The organism is Rhodococcus sp. AW25M09 (genome assembly GCF_000333955.1).
Lineage (GTDB): Bacteria > Actinomycetota > Actinomycetes > Mycobacteriales > Mycobacteriaceae > Rhodococcoides.
In genome coordinates this window covers 46,459-66,427 of the sequence record NZ_CAPS01000084.1, presented here as the reverse complement: position 1 = coordinate 66,427, position 19,969 = coordinate 46,459, and the positions used below count along the sequence as shown (strand labels likewise).

At 65.1% G+C, this 19,969-nt stretch carries 18 protein-coding genes; 10 read left to right on the top strand and 8 right to left on the bottom strand.

Annotation, left to right across the window (positions count from 1 at the left end):
* Positions 1-142 precede the first annotated feature (142 nt).
* A complete protein-coding gene (sthA, locus tag RHODMAR_RS17195) occupies positions 143-1,558 on the bottom strand; it encodes a Si-specific NAD(P)(+) transhydrogenase (protein ID WP_008716848.1) in 1,416 nt (471 codons plus the stop codon).
* 162 nt (positions 1,559-1,720) lie between these two features.
* Between sthA and RHODMAR_RS17190 the strand changes: the two genes are divergently transcribed.
* From RHODMAR_RS17190 to RHODMAR_RS17175, 4 genes are all read left to right on the top strand, one after another.
* Positions 1,721-2,806 carry an S-(hydroxymethyl)mycothiol dehydrogenase gene (locus RHODMAR_RS17190; protein WP_008716846.1) on the top strand — a complete coding sequence of 362 codons (1,086 nt, stop codon included), beginning with the start codon at positions 1,721-1,723 and terminating at the stop codon, positions 2,804-2,806.
* Positions 2,803-3,435 (top strand): MBL fold metallo-hydrolase, encoded by a 633-nt coding sequence (locus RHODMAR_RS17185; RefSeq protein WP_008716843.1) that lies wholly within the window; start codon positions 2,803-2,805, stop codon positions 3,433-3,435. The genes RHODMAR_RS17190 and RHODMAR_RS17185 overlap by 4 nt, the downstream gene beginning before the upstream one ends.
* A gap of 113 nt (positions 3,436-3,548) precedes the next feature.
* A complete protein-coding gene (locus RHODMAR_RS17180; protein WP_008716840.1) occupies positions 3,549-4,271 on the top strand; it encodes a DUF5642 family protein in 723 nt (240 codons plus the stop codon).
* Positions 4,272-4,420: 149 nt separating this feature from the next.
* Positions 4,421-5,536: a DUF4192 domain-containing protein gene (locus RHODMAR_RS17175; RefSeq protein WP_008716837.1), complete on the top strand. Its 1,116-nt coding sequence runs from the start codon at positions 4,421-4,423 to the stop codon at positions 5,534-5,536.
* Between the two features lie 21 nt (positions 5,537-5,557).
* Here the strand turns inward: RHODMAR_RS17175 and galE are convergent, their stop codons facing one another.
* A complete protein-coding gene (gene galE / locus RHODMAR_RS17170; protein WP_008716835.1) occupies positions 5,558-6,538 on the bottom strand; it encodes a UDP-glucose 4-epimerase GalE in 981 nt (326 codons plus the stop codon).
* A gap of 45 nt (positions 6,539-6,583) precedes the next feature.
* Entirely contained in the window at positions 6,584-7,270 is a 687-nt protein-coding gene (locus RHODMAR_RS17165) for a metal-dependent transcriptional regulator (RefSeq protein ID WP_008716833.1), read from the bottom strand.
* 185 nt (positions 7,271-7,455) lie between these two features.
* Here RHODMAR_RS17165 and RHODMAR_RS17160 point away from each other — a divergent pair, with 185 nt between their 5' ends.
* Together RHODMAR_RS17160 and RHODMAR_RS17155 are read left to right on the top strand one after the other, a co-directional pair.
* Complete coding sequence (locus RHODMAR_RS17160; protein ID WP_008716832.1) at positions 7,456-8,724, top strand: acetoin utilization protein AcuC; 1,269 nt, start codon at positions 7,456-7,458, stop codon at positions 8,722-8,724.
* Between the two features lie 163 nt (positions 8,725-8,887).
* Positions 8,888-11,503: a bifunctional acetate--CoA ligase family protein/GNAT family N-acetyltransferase gene (locus RHODMAR_RS17155; RefSeq protein WP_008716830.1), complete on the top strand. Its 2,616-nt coding sequence runs from the start codon at positions 8,888-8,890 to the stop codon at positions 11,501-11,503.
* Between the two features lie 135 nt (positions 11,504-11,638).
* On the opposite strand, the gene RHODMAR_RS17150 is transcribed toward RHODMAR_RS17155, so the two are convergent.
* The 3 genes from RHODMAR_RS17150 to RHODMAR_RS17140 all read right to left on the bottom strand — a co-directional run bounded on the left by RHODMAR_RS17150 (position 11,639) and on the right by RHODMAR_RS17140 (position 14,687).
* Positions 11,639-12,610, bottom strand: coding sequence for a sigma-70 family RNA polymerase sigma factor (locus tag RHODMAR_RS17150; RefSeq protein WP_008716828.1), 972 nt, complete (start codon positions 12,608-12,610; stop codon positions 11,639-11,641).
* 180 nt (positions 12,611-12,790) lie between these two features.
* On the bottom strand, positions 12,791-14,284 hold the full coding sequence (locus RHODMAR_RS17145; RefSeq protein ID WP_008716826.1) for a DUF7782 domain-containing protein: 1,494 nt from the start codon (positions 14,282-14,284) through the stop codon (positions 12,791-12,793).
* 34 nt (positions 14,285-14,318) lie between these two features.
* A complete protein-coding gene (locus tag RHODMAR_RS17140) occupies positions 14,319-14,687 on the bottom strand; it encodes a DUF3099 domain-containing protein (protein ID WP_008716824.1) in 369 nt (122 codons plus the stop codon).
* A 93-nt stretch (positions 14,688-14,780) separates the two neighbouring features.
* Here RHODMAR_RS17140 and RHODMAR_RS17135 point away from each other — a divergent pair, with 93 nt between their 5' ends.
* Positions 14,781-15,017, top strand: a complete 237-nt coding sequence (locus RHODMAR_RS17135) for a DUF3039 domain-containing protein (protein WP_042939664.1) — start codon at positions 14,781-14,783, stop codon at positions 15,015-15,017.
* A gap of 25 nt (positions 15,018-15,042) precedes the next feature.
* On the opposite strand, the gene RHODMAR_RS17130 is transcribed toward RHODMAR_RS17135, so the two are convergent.
* Positions 15,043-16,110 (bottom strand): YihY/virulence factor BrkB family protein, encoded by a 1,068-nt coding sequence (locus RHODMAR_RS17130; RefSeq protein ID WP_051048095.1) that lies wholly within the window; start codon positions 16,108-16,110, stop codon positions 15,043-15,045.
* A 189-nt stretch (positions 16,111-16,299) separates the two neighbouring features.
* Between RHODMAR_RS17130 and RHODMAR_RS17125 the strand changes: the two genes are divergently transcribed.
* Positions 16,300-18,039 (top strand): DEAD/DEAH box helicase, encoded by a 1,740-nt coding sequence (locus RHODMAR_RS17125; protein WP_042939662.1) that lies wholly within the window; start codon positions 16,300-16,302, stop codon positions 18,037-18,039.
* Between the two features lie 147 nt (positions 18,040-18,186).
* Here RHODMAR_RS17125 and RHODMAR_RS27610 read toward each other — a convergent pair whose 3' ends face one another.
* Entirely contained in the window at positions 18,187-18,381 is a 195-nt protein-coding gene (locus RHODMAR_RS27610; RefSeq protein WP_008716816.1) for a DUF7455 domain-containing protein, read from the bottom strand.
* A gap of 232 nt (positions 18,382-18,613) precedes the next feature.
* On the opposite strand from RHODMAR_RS27610, the gene RHODMAR_RS17115 reads away from it, so the two are divergent.
* Both RHODMAR_RS17115 and RHODMAR_RS17110 read left to right on the top strand, forming a co-directional pair.
* Complete coding sequence (locus tag RHODMAR_RS17115; RefSeq protein ID WP_008716814.1) at positions 18,614-19,543, top strand: EamA family transporter; 930 nt, start codon at positions 18,614-18,616, stop codon at positions 19,541-19,543.
* A gap of 28 nt (positions 19,544-19,571) precedes the next feature.
* Entirely contained in the window at positions 19,572-19,931 is a 360-nt protein-coding gene (locus tag RHODMAR_RS17110) for a DUF952 domain-containing protein (RefSeq protein ID WP_008716812.1), read from the top strand.
* Positions 19,932-19,969: the final 38 nt, after the last annotated feature.

Genomic DNA, 19,969 nt, shown 5'->3' with positions numbered 1-19,969 from the left:
GAGACTCGGGTCAGAATACGCCGACCTTCGCTTCGAACCGTGCACGCGCAGAAGTCGATCGTGGCGAATCACTGTTGAACAGAACAACCGATCGGCAGCCGTTCATTCCCGGTGATGGTTCGCCACGTGCGCGGGGCCCTCGTCAGCGATCGAAGTTGGCCAACGCTCGAATCTTGTTGGTGACGTCGAGTGCGGCAACCTTGTACGCCTCGGACAGCGTCGGGTAGTTGAACACGGCATCGACGAGGTAGTCCACGGTTCCGCCGCATCCCATCACGGCCTGCCCGATGTGTACGAGGTCCGTCGCACCCGATCCGAAGATGTGCACACCGAGAATCGACCGATCCTCGGTGGAGACGAGCAACTTCAACATTCCGTACGAGTCACCGGCAATCTGGCCCCGGGCGAGTTCGCGATACCTCGACACTCCGACCTCGTACGGAATCGACCCTTTCGTCAGATCGACCTCGGTCGCTCCGACGTACGAGACCTCGGGGATGGAGTAGATACCGATGGGCTGAACGTCGGTCAGTTTCGCGCTGGGCTCACCGAACGCGTGGTAGGCCGCGAGCCTGCCCTGATCCATCGACGTCGCGGCCAGCGCCGGGAACCCGATCACATCGCCGACCGCGTAGATGTGATCGACCTTGGTCTGAAAGTGTTCGTCGACGAAGATGCGACCTCGCGCATCCGCCTCCAGGCCCGCGTTCTCCAGTTCGAGCGCCGTGGTCAACCCCTGGCGGCCGGCCGAGTACATCACCGTCTCCGCCGGAATGCGCTTGCCGCTCGCGAGGGTGGTCACCGTGCCGTTCTGGCCGACGTCGACCGCAGTGACCGCTTCCCCGAATCGGAACGTCACCGCCAGGTCTCGGAGATGAAATTGAAGCGACTCGATGATTTCGCGATCGCAGAAGTCGAGCATCGAATCTCGCTTCTCGACGACTGTGACCTTGGTGCCGAGGGCCGCGAACATCGAGGCGTACTCGATTCCGATGACACCTGCCCCGACGACCACCATCGACGCTGGGATGAACTCGAGATTGAGAATGCCGTCGGAGTCGAGCACCCGGTAGTCGTCGAAGGAGACGTCCGCAGGCCGCGCGGGCGCGGTGCCGGTTGCGATCACCACGTTGGCCGCCGTCACGGTGATGCGCTCGCCTCGCGCCTCGTCCTCGATCACGATGGTGTGCGCATCGAGGAACTTGCCGACGCCGGTGATGAGTTCGATGCGATTGCGCAGCAGCTGCGATCGGACCACCTCGATCTCCTTGCCGATGACGTGCTGGGTTCGCGCCAGCAGATCGGCCGGAGTGATGTCGGCTTTGACTCTGTAGCTGGCCCCGTACAGCTCACGTTGATTCATGCCCGTGAGGTACAGAACGGCCTCGCGCAGCGTCTTGGACGGAATGGTCCCGGTGTTGACACACACACCGCCGAGCATGTGCCCCTTCTCCACGATCGCCACTCGCTTGCCGAGCTTCGCCGCTGCGATGGCCGCTTTTTGGCCGCCGGGGCCGGAGCCGATGACCACCAGGTCGTACTCCATGGGTTGAGTCATTTCTCATAGTTACCGCCCGCACGCAAAGTCTGCGTGCCCGGCCGGTCACAACCTTGTGAACTTCAGAGCTCGTCTCATCGAACGTATGCAGATGTCGCCACGTGCTGATGCGTTGTGGAAGGCTGATCCGACTACGAAATACGATTTCCAGTGGAGGAACACATGCCGCAGCAGGTTCGCGCAGTCGTCGCCAAGAGCAAGGGTGCGCCCGTTTCGATCGAGACGATCACCATTCCCGATCCGGGGCCGAACGAGGTCGTCGTGAAGATCCAGTCCTGCGGGGTGTGCCACACCGATCTGCATTACCGAGAGGGCGGCATCAACGACGAGTTTCCCTTCTTGCTCGGGCACGAGGCCGCCGGCATCGTCGAGACCGTCGGCGATCGGGTGGAGCACGTCGCCGTCGGAGACTTCGTCGTACTGAACTGGCGTGCGGTCTGCGGCGAATGCCGGGCCTGCAAGCGCGGCACCCCGTGGTACTGCTTCGACACCCACAACGCAGCACAGAAGATGACCCTCGAGGACGGCACCGAGTTGACTCCGGCCCTGGGCATCGGAGCGTTCGCCGAAAAGACCCTCGTGCACGAGGGCCAGTGCACCAAGGTTGCCGCAGACGCCGATCCGGCCGTCGTCGGGCTGCTCGGCTGCGGAGTGATGGCCGGGCTCGGAGCCGCGATGAACACCGGCAACGTCGAACGCGGCGATTCGGTGGCAGTGATCGGCTGCGGCGGAGTCGGCGACGCCGCGATTGCCGGAGCCCGCCTGGCCGGTGCGTCGACGATCATCGCGGTCGATCGCGACAAGGGCAAGCTCGAATGGGCACTCGAACTCGGAGCCACCCACACCGTCGACTCCTCGGTCGTCGACGCCGTCGAGGCCGTGCAGGAGCTGACCGGTGGGTTCGGTGCCGACGTCGTCATCGACGCCGTCGGCCGTCCGGAGACCTGGAAGCAAGCGTTCTACGCGCGCGACCTCGCCGGAACCGTGGTTCTCGTCGGAGTGCCCACGCCGGAGATGACCCTCGAGATGCCGCTGATCGATTTCTTCAGCCGCGGCGGATCGCTGAAGTCCTCGTGGTACGGCGACTGTCTGCCCGAGCGCGACTTCCCCCAGTTGGTCGACCTCTACCAGCAGGGTCGACTGCCGCTCGACAAGTTCGTCACCGAACGCATCACCATCGAGGACGTCGAAGCCGCGTTCGACAAGATGCACCAGGGAACCGTGCTGCGTTCGGTGGTGGTTCTGTGAGCGGGACGTTTCGCGTCCAGAACGTCGTCACCTCGGGCACGTTCAGCCTGGACGGTGGCACGTGGGATGTCGACAACAACATCTGGTTGATCGGGGACGACGACGAGGTCGTGATCGTCGACGCCGCACACACTGCGAGCCCGATCGTCGACGCGGTGGCCGGCCGTACCGTCAAAGCGGTCATCTGCACACACGGTCACAACGACCACGTGACCGTGGCACCCGAACTCGCCGACACACTCGATGCGCCGATTCTGCTGCACCCCGCCGACAACATGCTGTGGGAACAGACGCATCCGGGCGTCGGGCACTCGAGTCTCGAGGACGGCCAGCGGATCACTGTGGCGGGAACCGACATCCTGGCTCTGCACACCCCCGGACATTCGCCGGGGTCGACCTGCCTGTACCTGCCGGAGGCGGGGGAGTTGTTCAGCGGCGACACCCTGTTCTCCGGTGGTCCGGGAGCCACCGGACGGTCGTACTCGGATTTCCCGACCATCATCGGGTCCATTCGCGACCGACTCTTCGCCCTCCCCGTCGAGACCCGCGTCAACACCGGGCACGGCGACGGAACTCGGATCGGCGACGAGGCACCGCACCTCGAGGAATGGATCGCTGCCGGAAGCTGACTTCCGACACCGCCGTCTCTCGCCTGCCGCATTCGAGGGCGTCGGAGTGAGACAGTGAGGGGGACGCCGAAGCGCTCGCTGAGGCGTCCCCCACGAACCCACAAAGGACGCCCGTGAGCCCCGCCGCACGTAAATCCCGCCTGACCATCGCTGCAACGTCGGCGGCGATCGGGGCGCTCGCGCTGGCGGGATGCAGCTCCACCGTCACCGGAACCCCCGAGCCGAGCGCCGGCAGCGACAACAACACCACAACCACCACATCGCCATCGGGCGCGGATCTGAACGGCCTCTTGATCGACCCGTCGAGCTTCCCGGCACCGTACGACGCCCTGGTGTTACCCCAGCAGGCCATCTCGCAGGCAGCGCCCGATCTGAGCGGAATACCGGCCGGTGCCGAGGTCAGCCCCCCAGGATGCAAGCCCGCCGATCAAGATTTCGGGCCCGCAGGCACGGCCATGATCGTCGGTACGGACAACGACAGCCGGTCCACCATCTCCATCGAATTGACCGCAGTCGACGGGCCGCTCTCCGATCGCGAGGAGCAGCTCGAACAATGCGGCGAGGTGACCGCCACCAAGTCCGGCGCCACCTCGACGGTGACGTCCACGCTGACCCCGGCGCCTCCGATCGGTGCGGACGACACGTTGGCCGTCCGGCAAACTGTGGCATCGGGAGTTGGCGGCGACGCGGTCACGCAGTCGATGTTGACGCTGATGGCACAGATCGACGATGTACGAGTGTCTGCCACCTTCATGTCGTTCGGCTCCGCGTCACCCGATACGACGACGCTCGACCAGCTGTTCACCGCGTCGGTGCAGAAGGTCAAGCACCGATGATGCGGCCCTAGCAGACGGGAACGACACGAACCCGCCGACGACTGTCGCTGCGACGCAGTTCATCCACAGCGGGAACGTTGTCCACAGGGCTGTGCACAAGGCCAGGTCGCGTCCTGATCGGTACTTTGTCTGCCGCCAGGATTCGGAACATGTACATACCGACGAACTCTTACGGCAACTTCGATTCTCGCCATCGCGTACGCCTCGGCGACGCGAGTGAGCTCATGGCTGCGGTGCCGGCCCTGCTCGGTTTTCATCCACATCGTTCGATGGTGCTCATCGCAGTCAAGGACGACGGCGCGAGCGTGGGTCCCACGATGCGTCACGATCTGGTGCTCGCCGGGGAGCGCATCGATCGGCGCGCCGGCAGTGGGACCCGGGCGACCCCGGAAATGCTCGACGTCATCGGCTATCTGGCCGGCTATTGCGCGTCGGAGAACATCCCCGTGGTGATGGCAGTGTTCGTCGACGACCGACTCGACCGAGCCGTCAGGAGCCCCCATCTGCTCGACGTCGAGGCATTGGTGCGTGAGCTCGTCACCAGCCTTGCGACGTTCGGGGTGCAGCTCAGCTGTGCGCTCGCAGCATCGGAGATCGCCGACGCCGCCGGTTGGTGGTCGCTGTGTGGACCGCAGCTGCACGGCCTGATGTCCGATCCTGCGTCGTCACCGCTGACGGTCGCGCGCGTGCTCGACGGTTATTCGGTCCGACGATCCAGGACGGAGCTGGCCGAGACCATCGCGCCGGGTCCCGAGAACACGGTGCGGGCCGTGGCCGCTGAGATCGCGCGAGGTGGGCGTGCCGGCAGAAGATCCCGTGCGGACGAGTTGAGGTCCGTGCTGTCCTACGTTGCGCGGGCCCCGTACGACACCGAACTGGAGCCGGTCGACATCGCACGCGTAGCAGTCTCGATCGGCGACGTTCAGGTCCGAGATGCATTGCTCGCTTTGACCCTCGGCGACGACGCGGGCTTCGTCGAGGAATTCTGGGTGATGATCTGCCGCGTCCTGCCCGAGCGCGAAAGAGCGATCGCAGCAACACTTCTGGCCTTCAGTGCGTACGTCCGCGGTGACGGGCCGATGGCCCGTATTGCGATCGACGCGGCCCTCGAAGCCGACGAGACCTACAGTTTGGCGCGATTGTTGGACAGATCCCTCAGCGCGGGTGCCGGTCCAGAACTCGTTCGCGAAGTAGCCGAGAGCGGATTCGCGTGTGCGCGTGAGTGCGGCGTTCGGTTACCCGGTGATCCGTTCGGTCGACGGTGACGGCCGCTGTGGCGCGTCTGATCAGCGTGCCGCGTGGGAACGATCGCCGAGTTGCTGCAGGAAGTCCCAGGCGTCGGCCACGATGCGGTCGAGATCGGTCAGCTCCGGCTTCCACGTCAATTCCTCGACCGCGCGTGCACTGGAAGCGATCAGCACGGCAGGATCCCCGACGCGCCGGGGAGCATGTTCGACAGCGATGGGTAGGCCGGTGACCCGCTCGCAGGAGGAGATGACCTCGTGAACGGAGAAGCCGGTGCCGCTACCGAGGTTGTAGATGCTGTGCTGACCCGGCAGCGCTGCGTCGACTGCAAGCATGTGCGCCTCCGCGAGGTCGGCGACGTGGATGTAATCCCGGACGGCCGTGCCGTCCTGAGTAGGCCAGTCGGTGCCGAACACCGAGATCTTTTCACGCTGGCCGAGTGCGACCTGCAGCACGAGTGGAATGAGGTGGGTCTCGACGACGCGATTCTCCCCGAAGCCGTGGTAGGCACCGGCGACGTTGAAGTAGCGCAGACTGGTGGCGGCCAGACCGTACGCCGCTGCGTAGGACGTGATCGCGTGATCGATGGCGAGTTTGGTGGCACCGTAGGGGTTGGTCGGCCGGGTGGGGGCGTCCTCGGTGATGGGGGTCTTCTCTGGTTCGCCGTAGGTGGCAGCAGTCGAGGAGAACACCAGTTTCGGCGTGCCGGATGCGCGGATGGCGTCGAGCAGGGCCAGCGAGGTGACCACGTTCCCGCTCCAGTACTTGTCGGGCGAGACCACCGATTCACCCACGAGAGACTGAGCGGCGAAATGCAGAACGGCGTCGAAGCCGCCGTCGACCAAGACGTCCGCTGCAACGTCCCTGATGTCACCTTCGACGAACGCCGAGCCAGCGGGCACGGCATCCCGGTTACCGGTGGACAAGTTGTCCACGACTACGACCTCGTGACCTCGCTCGACGGCAACGGCCGCGCACACGCTGCCGACGTATCCCGCGCCACCGGTAACCAGAAGCTTCACTGCTCGTTCTCCCTCACACGCATCGATGCCGTTGTCGGTAAGAAGTCAGACCTTCTTCACCTGAACGGCGTGCGCCATTTCGTCGGATATGTCGACACCGCTGTGGCCTGGCACCGTGATCGTGACCGATCCGGGCTTGTTCTCGACCGTAACCCGAGCATCGGGGACGACGCCTGCTTCGCGAAGCTGAGCGATGACCTCTGGATCGGACTGAACGTGCTCGGCGAGACGACGCACGACGACCGCGGTCGGTTGACCGACCGGTACATCGGTGAGGCGGATGAGGTCCTCCGGAGCGAGTGTCGATCGCCCGAGACCGAGCTCCTCCAGTCCGGGGATCGGGTTCCCGTACGGCGAGGTGGTCGGGTTGTTCAGCACGGCGACCAGACGGCGCTCGACCTCCTCGCTCATCACGTGCTCCCAGCGGCACGCCTCGGCGTGGACGTCTTCCCAGCGGAGACCGATGATGTCCACCAGCAGGCGCTCGGCCAACCGGTGCTTACGCATGACGGCAACTGCCAGGCTGCGGCCCTTCTCGGTCAGCTCGAGGTGCCGGTCGCCGGCGACGGACAACAGACCGTCTCGCTCCATCCGAGCGACAGTCTGGCTGACGGTGGGACCACTTTGCTCGAGCCGCTCGGCGATACGAGCGCGGAGCGGAATCACGCCCTCTTCTTCCAAGTCGTAGATCGTCCGGAGGTACATCTCCGTGGTGTCGACCAGATCCTTCACACTCAACCCCTTCGTCGGGCTCGATCCTACCGTCAGCGCCCCGGAATCGGCGCTGCGCCCAGCAGCATCGGGCGCGGCGCACCACAACGGTGCACGTCGTTTCCCATGGCTTCTCACAAGGGAACAACAGTCACAACAGCGGAACCCGGCCACACCATCCCGCCCGGCAACGTAGTTTTGTCCATATGTCTGATCAGGCGACACGCGCTGCTGCGTACATCCCGACCCGCCCCGAGGACATCGTCGTGTGGAGCGCGGACTATCTCGGCTATCGGTGGAGCGACGACCACCCGATGAACCCCACACGACTCGATCTGACGATGGCACTCGCGACCGAGATCGGGGTCCTCGAGGGCGTCGAACTCGTCGAGCCTGCTGCCGCCCCGGATTCCGAGTTACTTCGATTTCACACCCCCGCCTACATCGAGGCAGTCAAACGGGCGCCGGCGCAGGGCCCGGCGTTGCGCGACCCCGACGACGTAGTCCACGGGCTCGGCTCCGACGACAATCCGGTGTTCCCGCACATGCACGAGGCGAGCGCGATGCTCGCCGGTGGGTCGCTGGCCGCGGCCCGCGAGATCGCATCGGGTCGTGCCCGCCGCGCAGTGAGTATCGGCGGCGGTATGCATCACGCGATGGCCGATTGGGCGTCGGGATTCTGCGTCTACAACGACGCCGCGATCGCCATCTCGTGGTTGCTGGACAACGGCTTCGACAGAATCGCCTACATCGACGTCGACGCACATCACGGGGACGGCGTCCAAGCTGCGTTTCTCGGCGACCCCCGGGTACTCACCGTGTCGCTGCACCAACATCCGGCGACGCTCTGGCCGAACACCGGATGGTCCAGCGAGGTGGGGACCGAAGGTGGTGAAGGTACCTCGATCAACGTTCCGTTGCTGCCCGGCACCGCGGATCGGTTGTGGTTGCGCGCGTTCCATGCGATCGTGCCCGGCGCAATCGAAGCCTTCGCGCCGCAGATCATCGTGAGCCAGTGCGGTGTGGACAGCCACCGCGAGGATCCCCTTGCGGATCTCGCCCTCACCGTCGACGGCCAGAATGCTGCTTTTCTGGCCATGCGCGACCTCGCCGACAAGCATTGTGAGGGCAGATGGCTGGCCGTCGGCGGCGGAGGGTACGGCCTGGTGCGTGTCGTTCCACGGTCCTGGACTTACCTCATCGCTGCCGCGCTCGGCCGATCGATCGACCCGATGTCGGCACTGCCGGAGACGTGGCGTGAGCGAGTGCGGACCATGGCTCCGAGTGTCGACCTGCCACAGACCATGGGTGACGGAGGAGACGTCGACTATCCGGCGTGGGACGGCCCCGGTGGATCTCTCGCCGGCACCGACGGTACGGACCGAGCACTCGAACGCGTCGATTCGGCGATCATCGCTACTCGTCGGGCAGTGTTTCCGCTGCTCGGACTCGATCCGGAGGACCCGCGTGACTGATCCGACCGGCCCCTCGTCACCGCAACCCTCGTCACCGCAATCCCCGTCACCGCAACCCTCGTCGGGGGACTCCTCGGCCCACGAGCCTGCTGCCGCCCCGCCGCAGCCCAGCGCCGGGGACCTCGCCCGCGAGCGCGCAGAAACATCGTTCCCGCGACACTGGGTGGCCGACGTCCTGACGTCGGACGGTGGCGTCGTACACCTTCGTCCTATCGTCCCGTCGGACTCCGAACGCATCGTCGCCTTCCACGGCCGCCTGTCGGAGCGGACGAGGTACCTCCGATATTTCGGTCCGTACCCCACGATGCCCCAGCGTGACGTGCTCAATTTCACCACCGTCGATCACCACGATCGGGTCGCATTCGTCGCTGTTCTGGGCGATGACATCATCGCTGTCGGCCGATACGAACGTCTGCCCGAGGGCGACGGGAATTCCGCCGAGGTGGCCTTCGTCGTTGCCGATGCGCATCAGGGCCGGGGGCTCGGCCCAATTCTGCTCGAACATCTCGCGGGGGCCGCTGCCGAGAACGGCGTCAACATGTTCGTGGCCGAGGTGCTCGCGGAGAATCGGAACATGGTCTCGGTGTTCAGGGAAGCGGGGTACCAGGTCAGTCGGTCGTTCGAGGGTGGCGTCCTACGGTTGGAATTCGCCATCGACCCGAGTGAGGCGTTGCTGTCGGTCCGCAACTCGCGTGAGCGTGCCGCCGAAGCCCGCAGTGTGCGCAATGTGCTCAGTCCACGGTCGGTGGCGGTCATCGGAGCGTCCACCGACAGCTCGAAAGTGGGCAACGCCGTGCTTGCCAATCTGCTGGCCGGCAACTTCACCGGCCCTGTCTATCCGGTCAACGCCGACCACCGGTCGGTGCGCGGTGTCCGCGCCTACGCCACGGTGCACGACATCCCCGACCCGGTCGATCTCGCGATCGCAGCGGTTCCGGCCGACGCCATCGACGCGGTACTCGACGACTGTCTCGACAAGGGCGTCAAAGCGTTGCTGGTGGTGTCCGGTGGATTCGGCGAGACCGGACCGGAGGGGCAGGAGAGCGAGCGCAGGCTCGTTCTCGCTGCTCGGGCGCACGGGATGCGGTTGATCGGGCCCAACGCACTGGGTGTGGCGAACACCGACCCGGAGTTCGGGTTGAACGCCACCCTCGCTCCGCATCTGCCGACGCCCGGCAACGTCGGATTCTTCTGTCAGTCGGGTGCCCTCGGCATCGCGATCCTGGACGAGGCCGCCAACCGCAGGCTGGGTCTGTCGACGTTCGTCTCGGCCGGCAACCGTGCCGATGTGTCCGGCAACGATCTGCTCCAGTACTGGGACTCGGACCCGGCCACCGAGGTGATCCTGTTGTACCTGGAGAGCTTCGGTAACCCCAGGAAGTTCACCAGGATCGCCCGACGAGTGGCGCGCAGCAAGCCCATCATCGCCGTCAAGAGCGGACGCGGTGCAGTGCCGCCCGCCCATGCGATCGGTGCCGATATCGACGACTCGATCGTGCGCGCCTTGTTCGCCCAGGCCGGCGTCATTCAGGTGGACACCATTTCCGAATTGTTCGACTGCGCGGTGCTCTTCGGGAATCAGCCTCTGCCGGTCGGTCCGCGGGTGGCTGTTGTGGGGAACTCGACGGCGTTGGGTGTGTTGGCGGTCGACGCCGCGCGCGCCAAGGGTTTGCATGCGGGCACCCCGATCGACGTCGGTCCGCAGGCGGGTCCGGTGGATTTCGCCGCAGCCGTGTCGTCGGCTCTGGCCGCTGCGGACATCGATGCCGTCATCGTCGTGTTCGTGCCACCGGTGGCGGTCGAGGTCGAACCGTTCGCGGCGGCCTTGGGGAACGCCGTCCGCGGATCCGACAAGCCCGTGCTGTCGACGTTTCTCGCCACCGAAGGCATTCCCGACGTGTTGGCGGTCCGCGGACCGGGTGGTCATCCGGTTCGTGGTTCGGTGCCCTCGTACTCGAGCCCGGAACGCGCGGTTGCGGCGCTGGCCGCGGCGTGGCGCTACTCGGCGTGGCGTTCGCGACCGGTGTCGAATCTGGTTCGGCCCAAGAGCATCGACTCCGAGCGCGCCAAGGAACTCGTCGACCGGTGGCATTCGGCCGGTAGCCAGGGGCGTTGGCTCTCCGACTTCGAAACCGCGGAACTGTTGGCGTGTTACGGCGTCGACGTCGCGGCATTTCGCACAGTGACCGACGAAGACGAGGCCGTCGCCGCGGCAGACGAATTGGGGTACCCGGTCGCGGTCAAAGCGACGGGGGAGCGGTGGCGGCACCGGCCCGATCTCGGGGGAGTGCGGCTGGACATTGCCGACGCCTCCGCAGTGCGGGTCGCCTACCGCAACTTGGCGGCCGACTCGGGCGAGCCGCTCCTGCATGTTCAACGCATGGCGGTCAAGGGAATCGGGTGCGTCGTTCGGGTGCAGGACGACCCGTCGTTCGGTTCACTCATCTCGTTCGGTCTGGCCGGTGTCATCTCCGACCTCTTGGGCGACCGCGCGTACCGGGTGCTTCCGCTGACCGAGGACGAAGCTGCGCAGTTGATCGATGCACCGAAGGCAGCTCCGCTGCTGTCCGGATATCGCAATGCGGTGCCCGTCAACAAGAACGCTCTGATCGATTTGGTTCAGCGCATATCCGCTCTTGCGGAGGATGTCCCGGACATTCGTGAGATTTCTTGCGAACCGGTCCTGGCATCCGCCGAGGGCGCGGAGATCACCGATGCGCGGGTGCGTATCGGGTCCGAACCGACCAAGGCCGATCTCGGACCGCGTCGATTGCGCTGAGCGATCCACCGAGCGAAGCTACGAAAAAATGCGGCAGCCGAGACGACGTCCCGGGGGGAGGACGTCGTCTCGGCTACCGCGTGAGGTGGCGCGAGCGGGGATGGTCACCGGTGCGCCACCGGTCGGTGGCTGTACTCAGCTGGCGTAGGAACGCAGTTTCTCGGCGCGGTCGCCCTGGCGTAGCTTGACCATCACCTCGCGCTCGATCTGACGGACACGCTCGCGGGAGAGGCCGAAGAGCTTGCCGATCTGATCGAGAGTGCGTGGCTGTCCGTCGTCCAGGCCGTAGCGAAGCCGGATGACCTGCTGCTCACGCTCGTCGAGTGTGCCGAGGACGACGCGGACGTCGCTGTGCAACAGTCCGGCGATGACGGCATTCTCGGCAGACGTCGCCTCGGAATCCTCGATGAAGTCACCCAGAGGTGCTTCCTCGTCGCTGCCCACCGGCATGTCCAGGCTGACCGGATCACGACTGTGGTCGAGTAGATCCGCAATCTTCTCCACCGCGATACCCGATTCGCTCGACAACTCGTCGTCCGTTGCCTCGCGACCGAGTTGCTGATGAAGCTCACGCTTGATTCTGGCCAGCTTGTTGACTTGTTCGACCAGGTGGACGGGCAGCCGAATCGTGCGGCTCTGATCTGCCATACCGCGGGTGATGGCTTGCCGGATCCACCACGTCGCGTACGTCGAGAACTTGAAACCCTTGGCGTAATCGAATTTCTCCATCGCGCGAATCAGACCCAGATTGCCCTCCTGGATCAGGTCGAGCAGCGGCATACCGCGACCGGTGTAGCGCTTTGCAAGGGACACGACCAGGCGAAGATTCGCTTCGAGGAGATGGCTGCGTGCAGAGCTGCCATCACGGACGATGATGGCGAGGTTGCGCTTCTTGACTGCGCTCAGGCGCTTGGTGTTCTCGAGAACCTGCTTGGCATAGAGACCAGCCTCGATCCTCTTGGCCAGATCGACTTCTTCGGCAGCCGTCAGCAGTGCCGTACGACCGATTCCGTTGAGGTACACGCGAACGAGATCGGCTGCTGGGCTCTGGGCGTCCAGATCGGCATCGGTGGGCCGTGGACGAATCGTGGTGCTGGGGCTGGTCATGACTTGCCTCCTGGTCGGTGGTGTCTCACAAGGTTCAACGCTCGGGAGACTCCGATAAGTTCCCACGCCGATCCTGGTAGTACCCGTGTGACCAGGGATTACGTCATACCTGTCCTGAGAAGTTGCTGAGAAGTGAAACCGATCGGAACCGAGCCGCGCGCGGGGCGCAGCGGGGCGGGCTCATCGAGCCGGCCGAACCAGTCCGTGCCGGACGAGCCCCTGCATCATCGTCACCGCGTGCGCCGCCAATTCCTCGGCGTCTTCGTCGTGCGCGGCGGCGAGCAACTCGACCAGTTCACCCACCGGCAGACCATCGGGTCGAAGCCCGGCGAGCAGTGCTGCCCCGAGTTCGTCGATGTCGTGCTGCCACTGCGGGCCGTTTCCGCGATGCACCCGCACCGCCACCGGAGCCCAACCGTCGTCGGCGGGAAGATAGACCCGTTCCAGCGCAGTGTTCGGGTCGAGCGTCAGCACAGAATCGAGGATGTCGTGCTCGCGCAGCCAGTCCAGTCGTGCGAAGTACTCCACGGATTCGTTGCCCAGCGGGTCGGAGAAGCCGTGACTGAGCTCCTCGGCCAGGAGATCGGTCGGCGTATCGGTCTTCCGGAGAAAGACGAAGCCGAAGCCGATTCCCTCCACGTCGGCGGCAGCGAAATGGTCGAGCCAGGACTGCGCCACGGACGCGGCGTCGGGATCGCGGGGATCGAGTCCGCCGTCACGCATCCATGTGCCCACGTAGAGAGCCGGATCGGCAACGTCACGCTCGACGACCCAGGCGTCGATACCGTGCTCGGGCAGCCACGACGCAACCCGAGCGCGCCAGTCCTGATCTCGGACGTGAATCCAGGACGCCAGAATGGCCGCGGTTCCGCCCGGTGCCAGGTATTCCGGTGCCTGCCCGACCATCAATGCGCTCGCACCGTCCAGGTCCAGGCCCGAGTCTCGGTACGAATGCTGCACTTCGGCGCGGCCGACGACGAACGGCGGGTTGGCCACGATGCGATCGAACCGGCGTCCGGCGACCGGCTCGAACCACGAACCGTGCAGCAACTCGACGTCGAGGCCGTTGAGCGCCATCGTCGCGGCCGCGAGATCCATCGATCGCGGGCTGATGTCGGTCGCGGTCACCTGTTCGGCGTAGCCGCAGGCGTGGACAGCTTGGACGCCGCAGCCGGTACCGACGTCGAGAACGCTCGGGACCGGGGACGTGGGGGTTCCGCGCAGCAGTGACAGCGAGGCCTGCCCCACACCCAGTACGTGATCGGCCGCGGTATCGGCGACCCGCATGCTGCCGTCGGGATCCGAGACGATCCACCGAGTTCCGTGACCGGCATCGAGCGGCCGAATGTCGAGCAATGTCCGCACCGTCGATCCGGAGCGGGCGAGGATTCCGGCGGCGACGGCAGCGGGGACGGTGAGCGGCGCGATGGCATCGGCGACGTCGATCTCCGGACAATCGTCGACGAGGAGGAACAGGCGCACCAGCACTCCGAGCGCGCCGGAACCCTGGCTGGCGTTTCGTACAGGTACCGGCTCGCTGCGGCCGAGTGCCGCATGCACGTCGTCGCCGAGCAGTGTCAGAACGCCGTCGGCGTCGTAACCGGTCCGCTCGAAGGCCTGCCTGAGTTCGGAGCAGGCGGCGACGAGCGAGGTCGTGGAATTCGGTGCAGTCACGTACGCAAGTGTCGCATCGGCCGTTCGCGACGCGTCAGTCGTCGCCCGGTTCGATCACTCGGTGATTGCCCGATTCCAGCTGCGGCTTGTCCACGGTGCGGTAGTCGTATCGGCTCATCTCGTCCTTGGTTCGCGGTGGCCGATCGTTGGCGATCAGCACTGCCATCCACGGGAGGGGAATCGACACTCCGACAATCGCCATGGAGATCCATGGATTCATCCACATCCCGTACGCGAGCGCGGCCAACACCAGCGCAGGTATGCGGAACGACATGATGAACATGTATTTGCGTACGCGCTTCTTGTGCTGCTCTTCGACCGACTGCTGCGCCTCGGTGATCAGAACGGGCCCATCCGGCGAGTCGCTGTACGCGCTTCCGTCGAACCCTGGGGTTCTCGTCATACCTCCACTGTGGCACTACCGCTCACAGAATGCATACGACGAGCTGTGGAACCGGTTCGCTCACGCTGTGCATCGACGGATTAATCTGTGTCCATGAGCACTCAGACGAAGGACCGTCCCGACATCGCGCCGGACGAAACCACCGAGGACGACCGGCCGAAATTCTTCCATTACGTGAAGAAGAACAAGATCGCCGAGAGCGCGGTGATGGGCACACATGTGGTCGCACTGTGCGGTGAGGTGTTTCCCGTCACCAAGTCGGCCAAGCCCGGGTCGCCGGTCTGCCCGGACTGCAAGAAGGTCTACGAGGGCTTGAAAAAGGGCGAGTGACACCATCGGTCGCCCGCCGCGTTGGTCAGTCGGTGGTCGGCTCGGGGCGATCCGGCCGGACCCGATCTCCGGCCAGTTTGATCGGCCCCGTGGCCAGCCTTCTGGCCACCGATGTCATCGGTCCCGAGGGCTTGTCGTCGGTAGTGGTCTGCGCCGCGATCCACTCGCGCATCTGTTCCATTCGCGTCGCACGGGCCGGCCAGAACTCCTGGATCGTGGCATTGAACTCGGCTCCGAGCACGACGGCGAAGCCGAGGAAGAACGTGAACAGCAGAAAGGCGATCGGCGTCGCCAGTGCGCCGTAGGTGTATCCGGTGCTCGTCACCCAGGTGAGGTATCGGCGCAGCACCGCGCTCGCGATCATGAAGAACACCCCCGCGAGCAGTGCCCCGCCGAGTAGGCGGTGCCACGGTAGTGAGGTGTGCAGAGCCAGCTTGTACAACGTGGTCAGACCGATGATCAGCAGTAGACCGACGGCCGGGTAGTAGAAGAAGTCGACCACCTCGCTTCCCACGGTGATCCACGAATCGGGGAGGATCTGCTGCACGTACACCGGGCCGAGGGCGACGAGCGGAAGCACGAAGACCGCGATGACCAGGAATCCGACGTAGAGCAGCAGCGCGAAGAACCTTTGCCAGATGGGATTTCGAGCGTCCGCCTGCCCGTGAGCTTCGACGATGGAGTCGACGAACGTCGAGATCGCCGACGATCCTGCCCACAGTGACAGCACGAAGCCCAACGACACGATTTCTCCGCTGCCCTGGGCGAGGACGTCCTTGACGGTGGGAGCGATGATCTGGTCGACGACGCTGCTACTGAACAGGGTGTTGCTGAAGGTGATGATCTTGGACTCGATGATCTCGACGGTGTCGGGTCCGAACCATCCGCCGACGAACCCGAGGCTGCCGAGCACACCGAGTAGCAGCGGGGGCAGCGACAGTGTCTGCCAGAACGCTGCGGTGGCGGCCTTGCTGAAGATCGAGTCGTCCCATGCTTTGCTCAGGGTGCGCAGCGTCACTTTCCACACCGCACGTATCGGCTTCCTCACCGACCACCGGTCCGGTGTCGGAGTAACGCCTGCAGACTCGCTCATGGTGCCTCCAGCATTCCTGACGAAAGACGACTTCGCCTAACGACCGACGCGCCGTGTCGCATCCGACTCACCCCAGCGATGCGGGATCGGTCGGTGCGGAGAGTTAGGCTCCTCGGCGGACACTGCAGGGCTACCGAGAGCGCGAGGAACTACATCGATGCCAGGAACCGGCGGCCAGTGAGCGCTGACATGTTCGAGCCCACACCATCATCTACCGAGCGGACCGAGGCTCCCGTGAGCGGGGGAGCGCCGCTGCGCGCGTGGCAGCGACGCGCGCTGACGAAGTACCTCGTCGCCTCGCCGAAGGACTTCTTGGCCGTCGCGACACCGGGTGCAGGCAAGACGACCTTCGCTCTGCGCGTGGCTGCGGAGTTGCTGGCCCATCGGACGGTCGATCAGATCACCGTCGTCGCACCCACCGAGCACCTCAAGCATCAGTGGGCCGAATCGGCGGCCCGGGTCGGTATCGCTCTGGACTCGCGTTTCTCCAATTCGACCGGTCAGACCTCGAGCGACTATCACGGCGTGGTGGTGACGTACGCGCAGATCGCCTCGCACCCGTTCAAGCACCGGGTGCGCACGGAGGCGCGCAAGACTCTGGTGATCCTCGACGAGATTCACCACGGCGGTGATGCGAAGAGCTGGGGCGAGGGAATTCGAGAAGCCTTCGGTGACGCCACCCGACGGCTCGCGTTGACCGGTACCCCGTTCCGCAGTGACGACAGCCCCATCCCCTTCGTCAACTACGAGCCCGATCAGGACGGGGCCATGAGGTCCAAGGCCGATCACTCGTACGGGTATTCGGACGCACTGGCCGACGGCGTCGTCAGGCCGGTCGTCTTCCTCGCGTATTCCGGTGAGGCGCGTTGGCGAGACAGTGCGGGCGAGGAGTACACCGCCCGACTCGGCGAGCCACTCAACGCCGAACAGACCGCACGGGCATGGCGTACCGCCCTCGACCCGCAGGGCGACTGGATGCCTGCGGTACTGCTGGCCGCCAACACGCGGCTGGCACAGCTGCGCGCAGGCGGTGTGCCGGACGCCGGTGGTCTCGTGATCGCGACCGATCAGACGGTGGCACGGGCGTACGCGAAGCTGCTCGAGGTGATCACCGGGGAGTCGCCGGCGATCGTGCTCTCGGACGACCCCACGTCCTCGGCTCGGATCGCTGCCTTCGGAAAGAGCGATCAACGGTGGATGGTTGCTGTCCGAATGGTCTCCGAGGGCGTCGACGTTCCGCGTCTCGCCGTCGGCGTCTACGCGACCAGCGCATCGACTCCGCTCTACTTCGCACAGGCGATCGGTCGATTCGTGCGATCTCGCCGTAAGGGCGAGACGGCGAGTGTGTTCCTGCCCTCGGTTCCGGTGTTGCTGGATCTCGCTTCGCAGCTCGAGGCGCAACGCGATCACATTCTCGGCAAGCCGCACCGCGAGAAGGATGGATTCGACGACGAGCTGCTGGCCGATGCGAACAAGCAGAAGGACGAACTCGGCGAGGAAGAAAAGGCGTACACCTCGCTCGGCGCGGACGCCGAACTCGACCAGGTGATCTACGACGGTTCCTCGTTCGGTACCGCGACGTTCTCGGGTAGCGACGAGGAAGCCGATTATCTCGGTCTGCCCGGGCTGCTCGATGCCACCCAGATGCGGGACCTCCTGAGGCAGCGTCAGCAGGAGCAGATCGACAAACCTGCTGCGACACCTGCCGTTCCGGCACCTGCTGTCGTCAACGACAGGGCCACCAGTGCGGGCCAGTTGGCCGGTCTGCGGCGTGAACTGAACAGTTTGGTTGCGGTGTACCACCACCGCACCGGGAAGCCGCACGGTGTGATTCACGGCGATTTGCGTCGTATCTGCGGTGGGCCGCCGACGGCAATGGCGTCGGCCGACCAGTTGACCGAGCGGATCTCACAGTTGCGAAAGATGTAGAACGCAGCGGCGGAAGATGTCGATCGCCGCTGTGCGGGATCGAGGGTGGCGACAAAAAATGACGGACGGTCCGTGGACCGTCCGTCATTGTGCCGATCAGTTCGTCGCGAATCGTGGCGAACCTGTTTCCCCCGACGTATCGGTGGGCTACACCGTGGAGTCCGATTCGGTCATCACCGTTGCGTTCATTTCACGCAAACGGGCTTCGTGTTCGGTGGCGTGGTGACCGCAGAAGAGAAGTTCTCCGCCGGTCGAGAGCACGACACGCGCGCGAGCCCCTGCACCGCACCGGTCGCACCGGTCCGCTGCTGTCAATTCTGGGCTGGTCAATGTTCCGGGCATGACTCCTCCGTACTGGCTTACGGTTTTCCCGCTCGCCTGGGGCCGGTCCGCCGCGTCGGTATGGCGCGGTTCGTTCACTCTGTCAGACGTATGGCGGTCACGCGTTGTTCCCGAGTGCGTTTCTTTGTGTTGTCACTAACACGAAACATGCCCTACGAGCTGGAACGCTGTGAAAACTGTTCGCTGAGAGCTGATACGGGTTCTCGGCGAGCCGCGCAGTAGGGTCGCCTGTGTGGCTTCGAATTCTTCTTCGCTTTCCGGCGCATCGAAGCTGGGTATCCCCTCGTTGTTCGTGATCGGCGCGGTCTGTATGTACGTCGGTGCGGCGATCGGTGTGTTCTTGTTCGATACCGTCGCTCCGGCCGCAGTGGCGTGGCTGCGCGGTTTCGGCGCGGCTTTGGTGTTGTTGGCCTGGCGGCGACCGTGGCGCGTTCGGGCCGGTGTCGGCGGTACCTGGACGGTACGGCGGGTGCGCACGGCCACCGCGTTCGGCGGCGCGACGATCGGCATGAACGTGATGTTCTACGAGGCCATTGCCCGGCTGCCGCTTGGCGCGGCGGTGGCCATCGAATTTCTGGGGCCGGTCGCGGTCGCTGCGGCAGGGTCGAGGAAGCCTGCGGACGTGTGCGCTTTGCTTCTGGTCGTCGCGGGTGTCGGTGCCATTGCCTCCGCACAGTTCGAGGGCGGCGAAGTGGGGTTGGTCGGAATTGCGTTCGCACTCGGCTCTGCGGCACTGTGGGCTGCCTACATCGTGTTGGGAAAGTCGGTTGCCGATGCAGGCCAGGGGCTCGACGATATGGCGGCCGGGTTCGCAATCGGCTCGGTGATTCTGGCGGTTCCGTTGTTCGGACCGTTCGCGGTAGCGCACGTCGAGGCATTGGGGGACTGGCGGATCTGGGTTCTGGGGCTGGGCGTGGGGCTGCTGGCGAGTGTGGTTCCGTACGTTCTCGATCAGTACGTCCTGGTACGAGTGGGCCGGGCCCGATTCGCACTGCTGCTGGCGTTGCTTCCGGCGACGGCCACGGTCGTCGGTGCTGTGGTGCTGACCCAGATTCCGACGACCCTCGAGGCTCTCGGAATCGTGGCTGTCATCGCGGCCGTGGTGCTCGGTGGGCTGCCGGTTCGACGATATCGCGGTGCCGTCGACATTCCGCCGCCCTGACTCACGCTCCACCCTGCAGAATGTGTCTGTGACCTCTACGTCGGACGACCTCGTTCACATCTGCACCGCAGGGGAGTGGCTGTCCATGCGTGGGCAGGCCCGATACACCCCCGACTCGTACGGCGAGGTGGGATTCGTTCACCTGTCCACACCACAGCAGGTGCACTTGCCGGCGAACCGGCTCTTCCCGGGCCGCGAGGATCTCGTCCTTCTCCGCCTCGACACCACCCGTCTGGATGCTCCCGTTCGATGGGAGCCCGGGGTGCCGTCCGATCCACAGTCCATGGTGTTTCCGCATCTGTACGGGCCGCTGCCGATCGCGGCTGTCACAGCCGTGCTCGACTACCGACCAGGACCGGACGGGACGTTCGGCGTTCCACGAATGTGACTGCATTCGGGCTGCCCACGACAACGCCCGCCGATCGC

What these genes read in the sequence shown, in the direction of transcription:
- sthA (WP_008716848.1), bottom strand. Translation starts at nt 1,558, where the DNA reads ATGACTCAACCCATGGAGTACGACCTGGTGGTCATCGGCTCCGGCCCC.
- RHODMAR_RS17190 (WP_008716846.1), top strand. Translation starts at nt 1,721, where the DNA reads ATGCCGCAGCAGGTTCGCGCAGTCGTCGCCAAGAGCAAGGGTGCGCCC.
- RHODMAR_RS17175 (WP_008716837.1), top strand. Translation starts at nt 4,421, where the DNA reads ATGTACATACCGACGAACTCTTACGGCAACTTCGATTCTCGCCATCGC.
- RHODMAR_RS17160 (WP_008716832.1), top strand. Translation starts at nt 7,456, where the DNA reads ATGTCTGATCAGGCGACACGCGCTGCTGCGTACATCCCGACCCGCCCC.
- RHODMAR_RS17150 (WP_008716828.1), bottom strand. Translation starts at nt 12,610, where the DNA reads ATGACCAGCCCCAGCACCACGATTCGTCCACGGCCCACCGATGCCGAT.
- RHODMAR_RS17140 (WP_008716824.1), bottom strand. Translation starts at nt 14,687, where the DNA reads ATGACGAGAACCCCAGGGTTCGACGGAAGCGCGTACAGCGACTCGCCG.
- RHODMAR_RS17135 (WP_042939664.1), top strand. Translation starts at nt 14,781, where the DNA reads ATGAGCACTCAGACGAAGGACCGTCCCGACATCGCGCCGGACGAAACC.
- RHODMAR_RS17130 (WP_051048095.1), bottom strand. Translation starts at nt 16,110, where the DNA reads ATGAGCGAGTCTGCAGGCGTTACTCCGACACCGGACCGGTGGTCGGTG.
- RHODMAR_RS17125 (WP_042939662.1), top strand. Translation starts at nt 16,300, where the DNA reads ATGTTCGAGCCCACACCATCATCTACCGAGCGGACCGAGGCTCCCGTG.
- RHODMAR_RS27610 (WP_008716816.1), bottom strand. Translation starts at nt 18,381, where the DNA reads ATGCCCGGAACATTGACCAGCCCAGAATTGACAGCAGCGGACCGGTGC.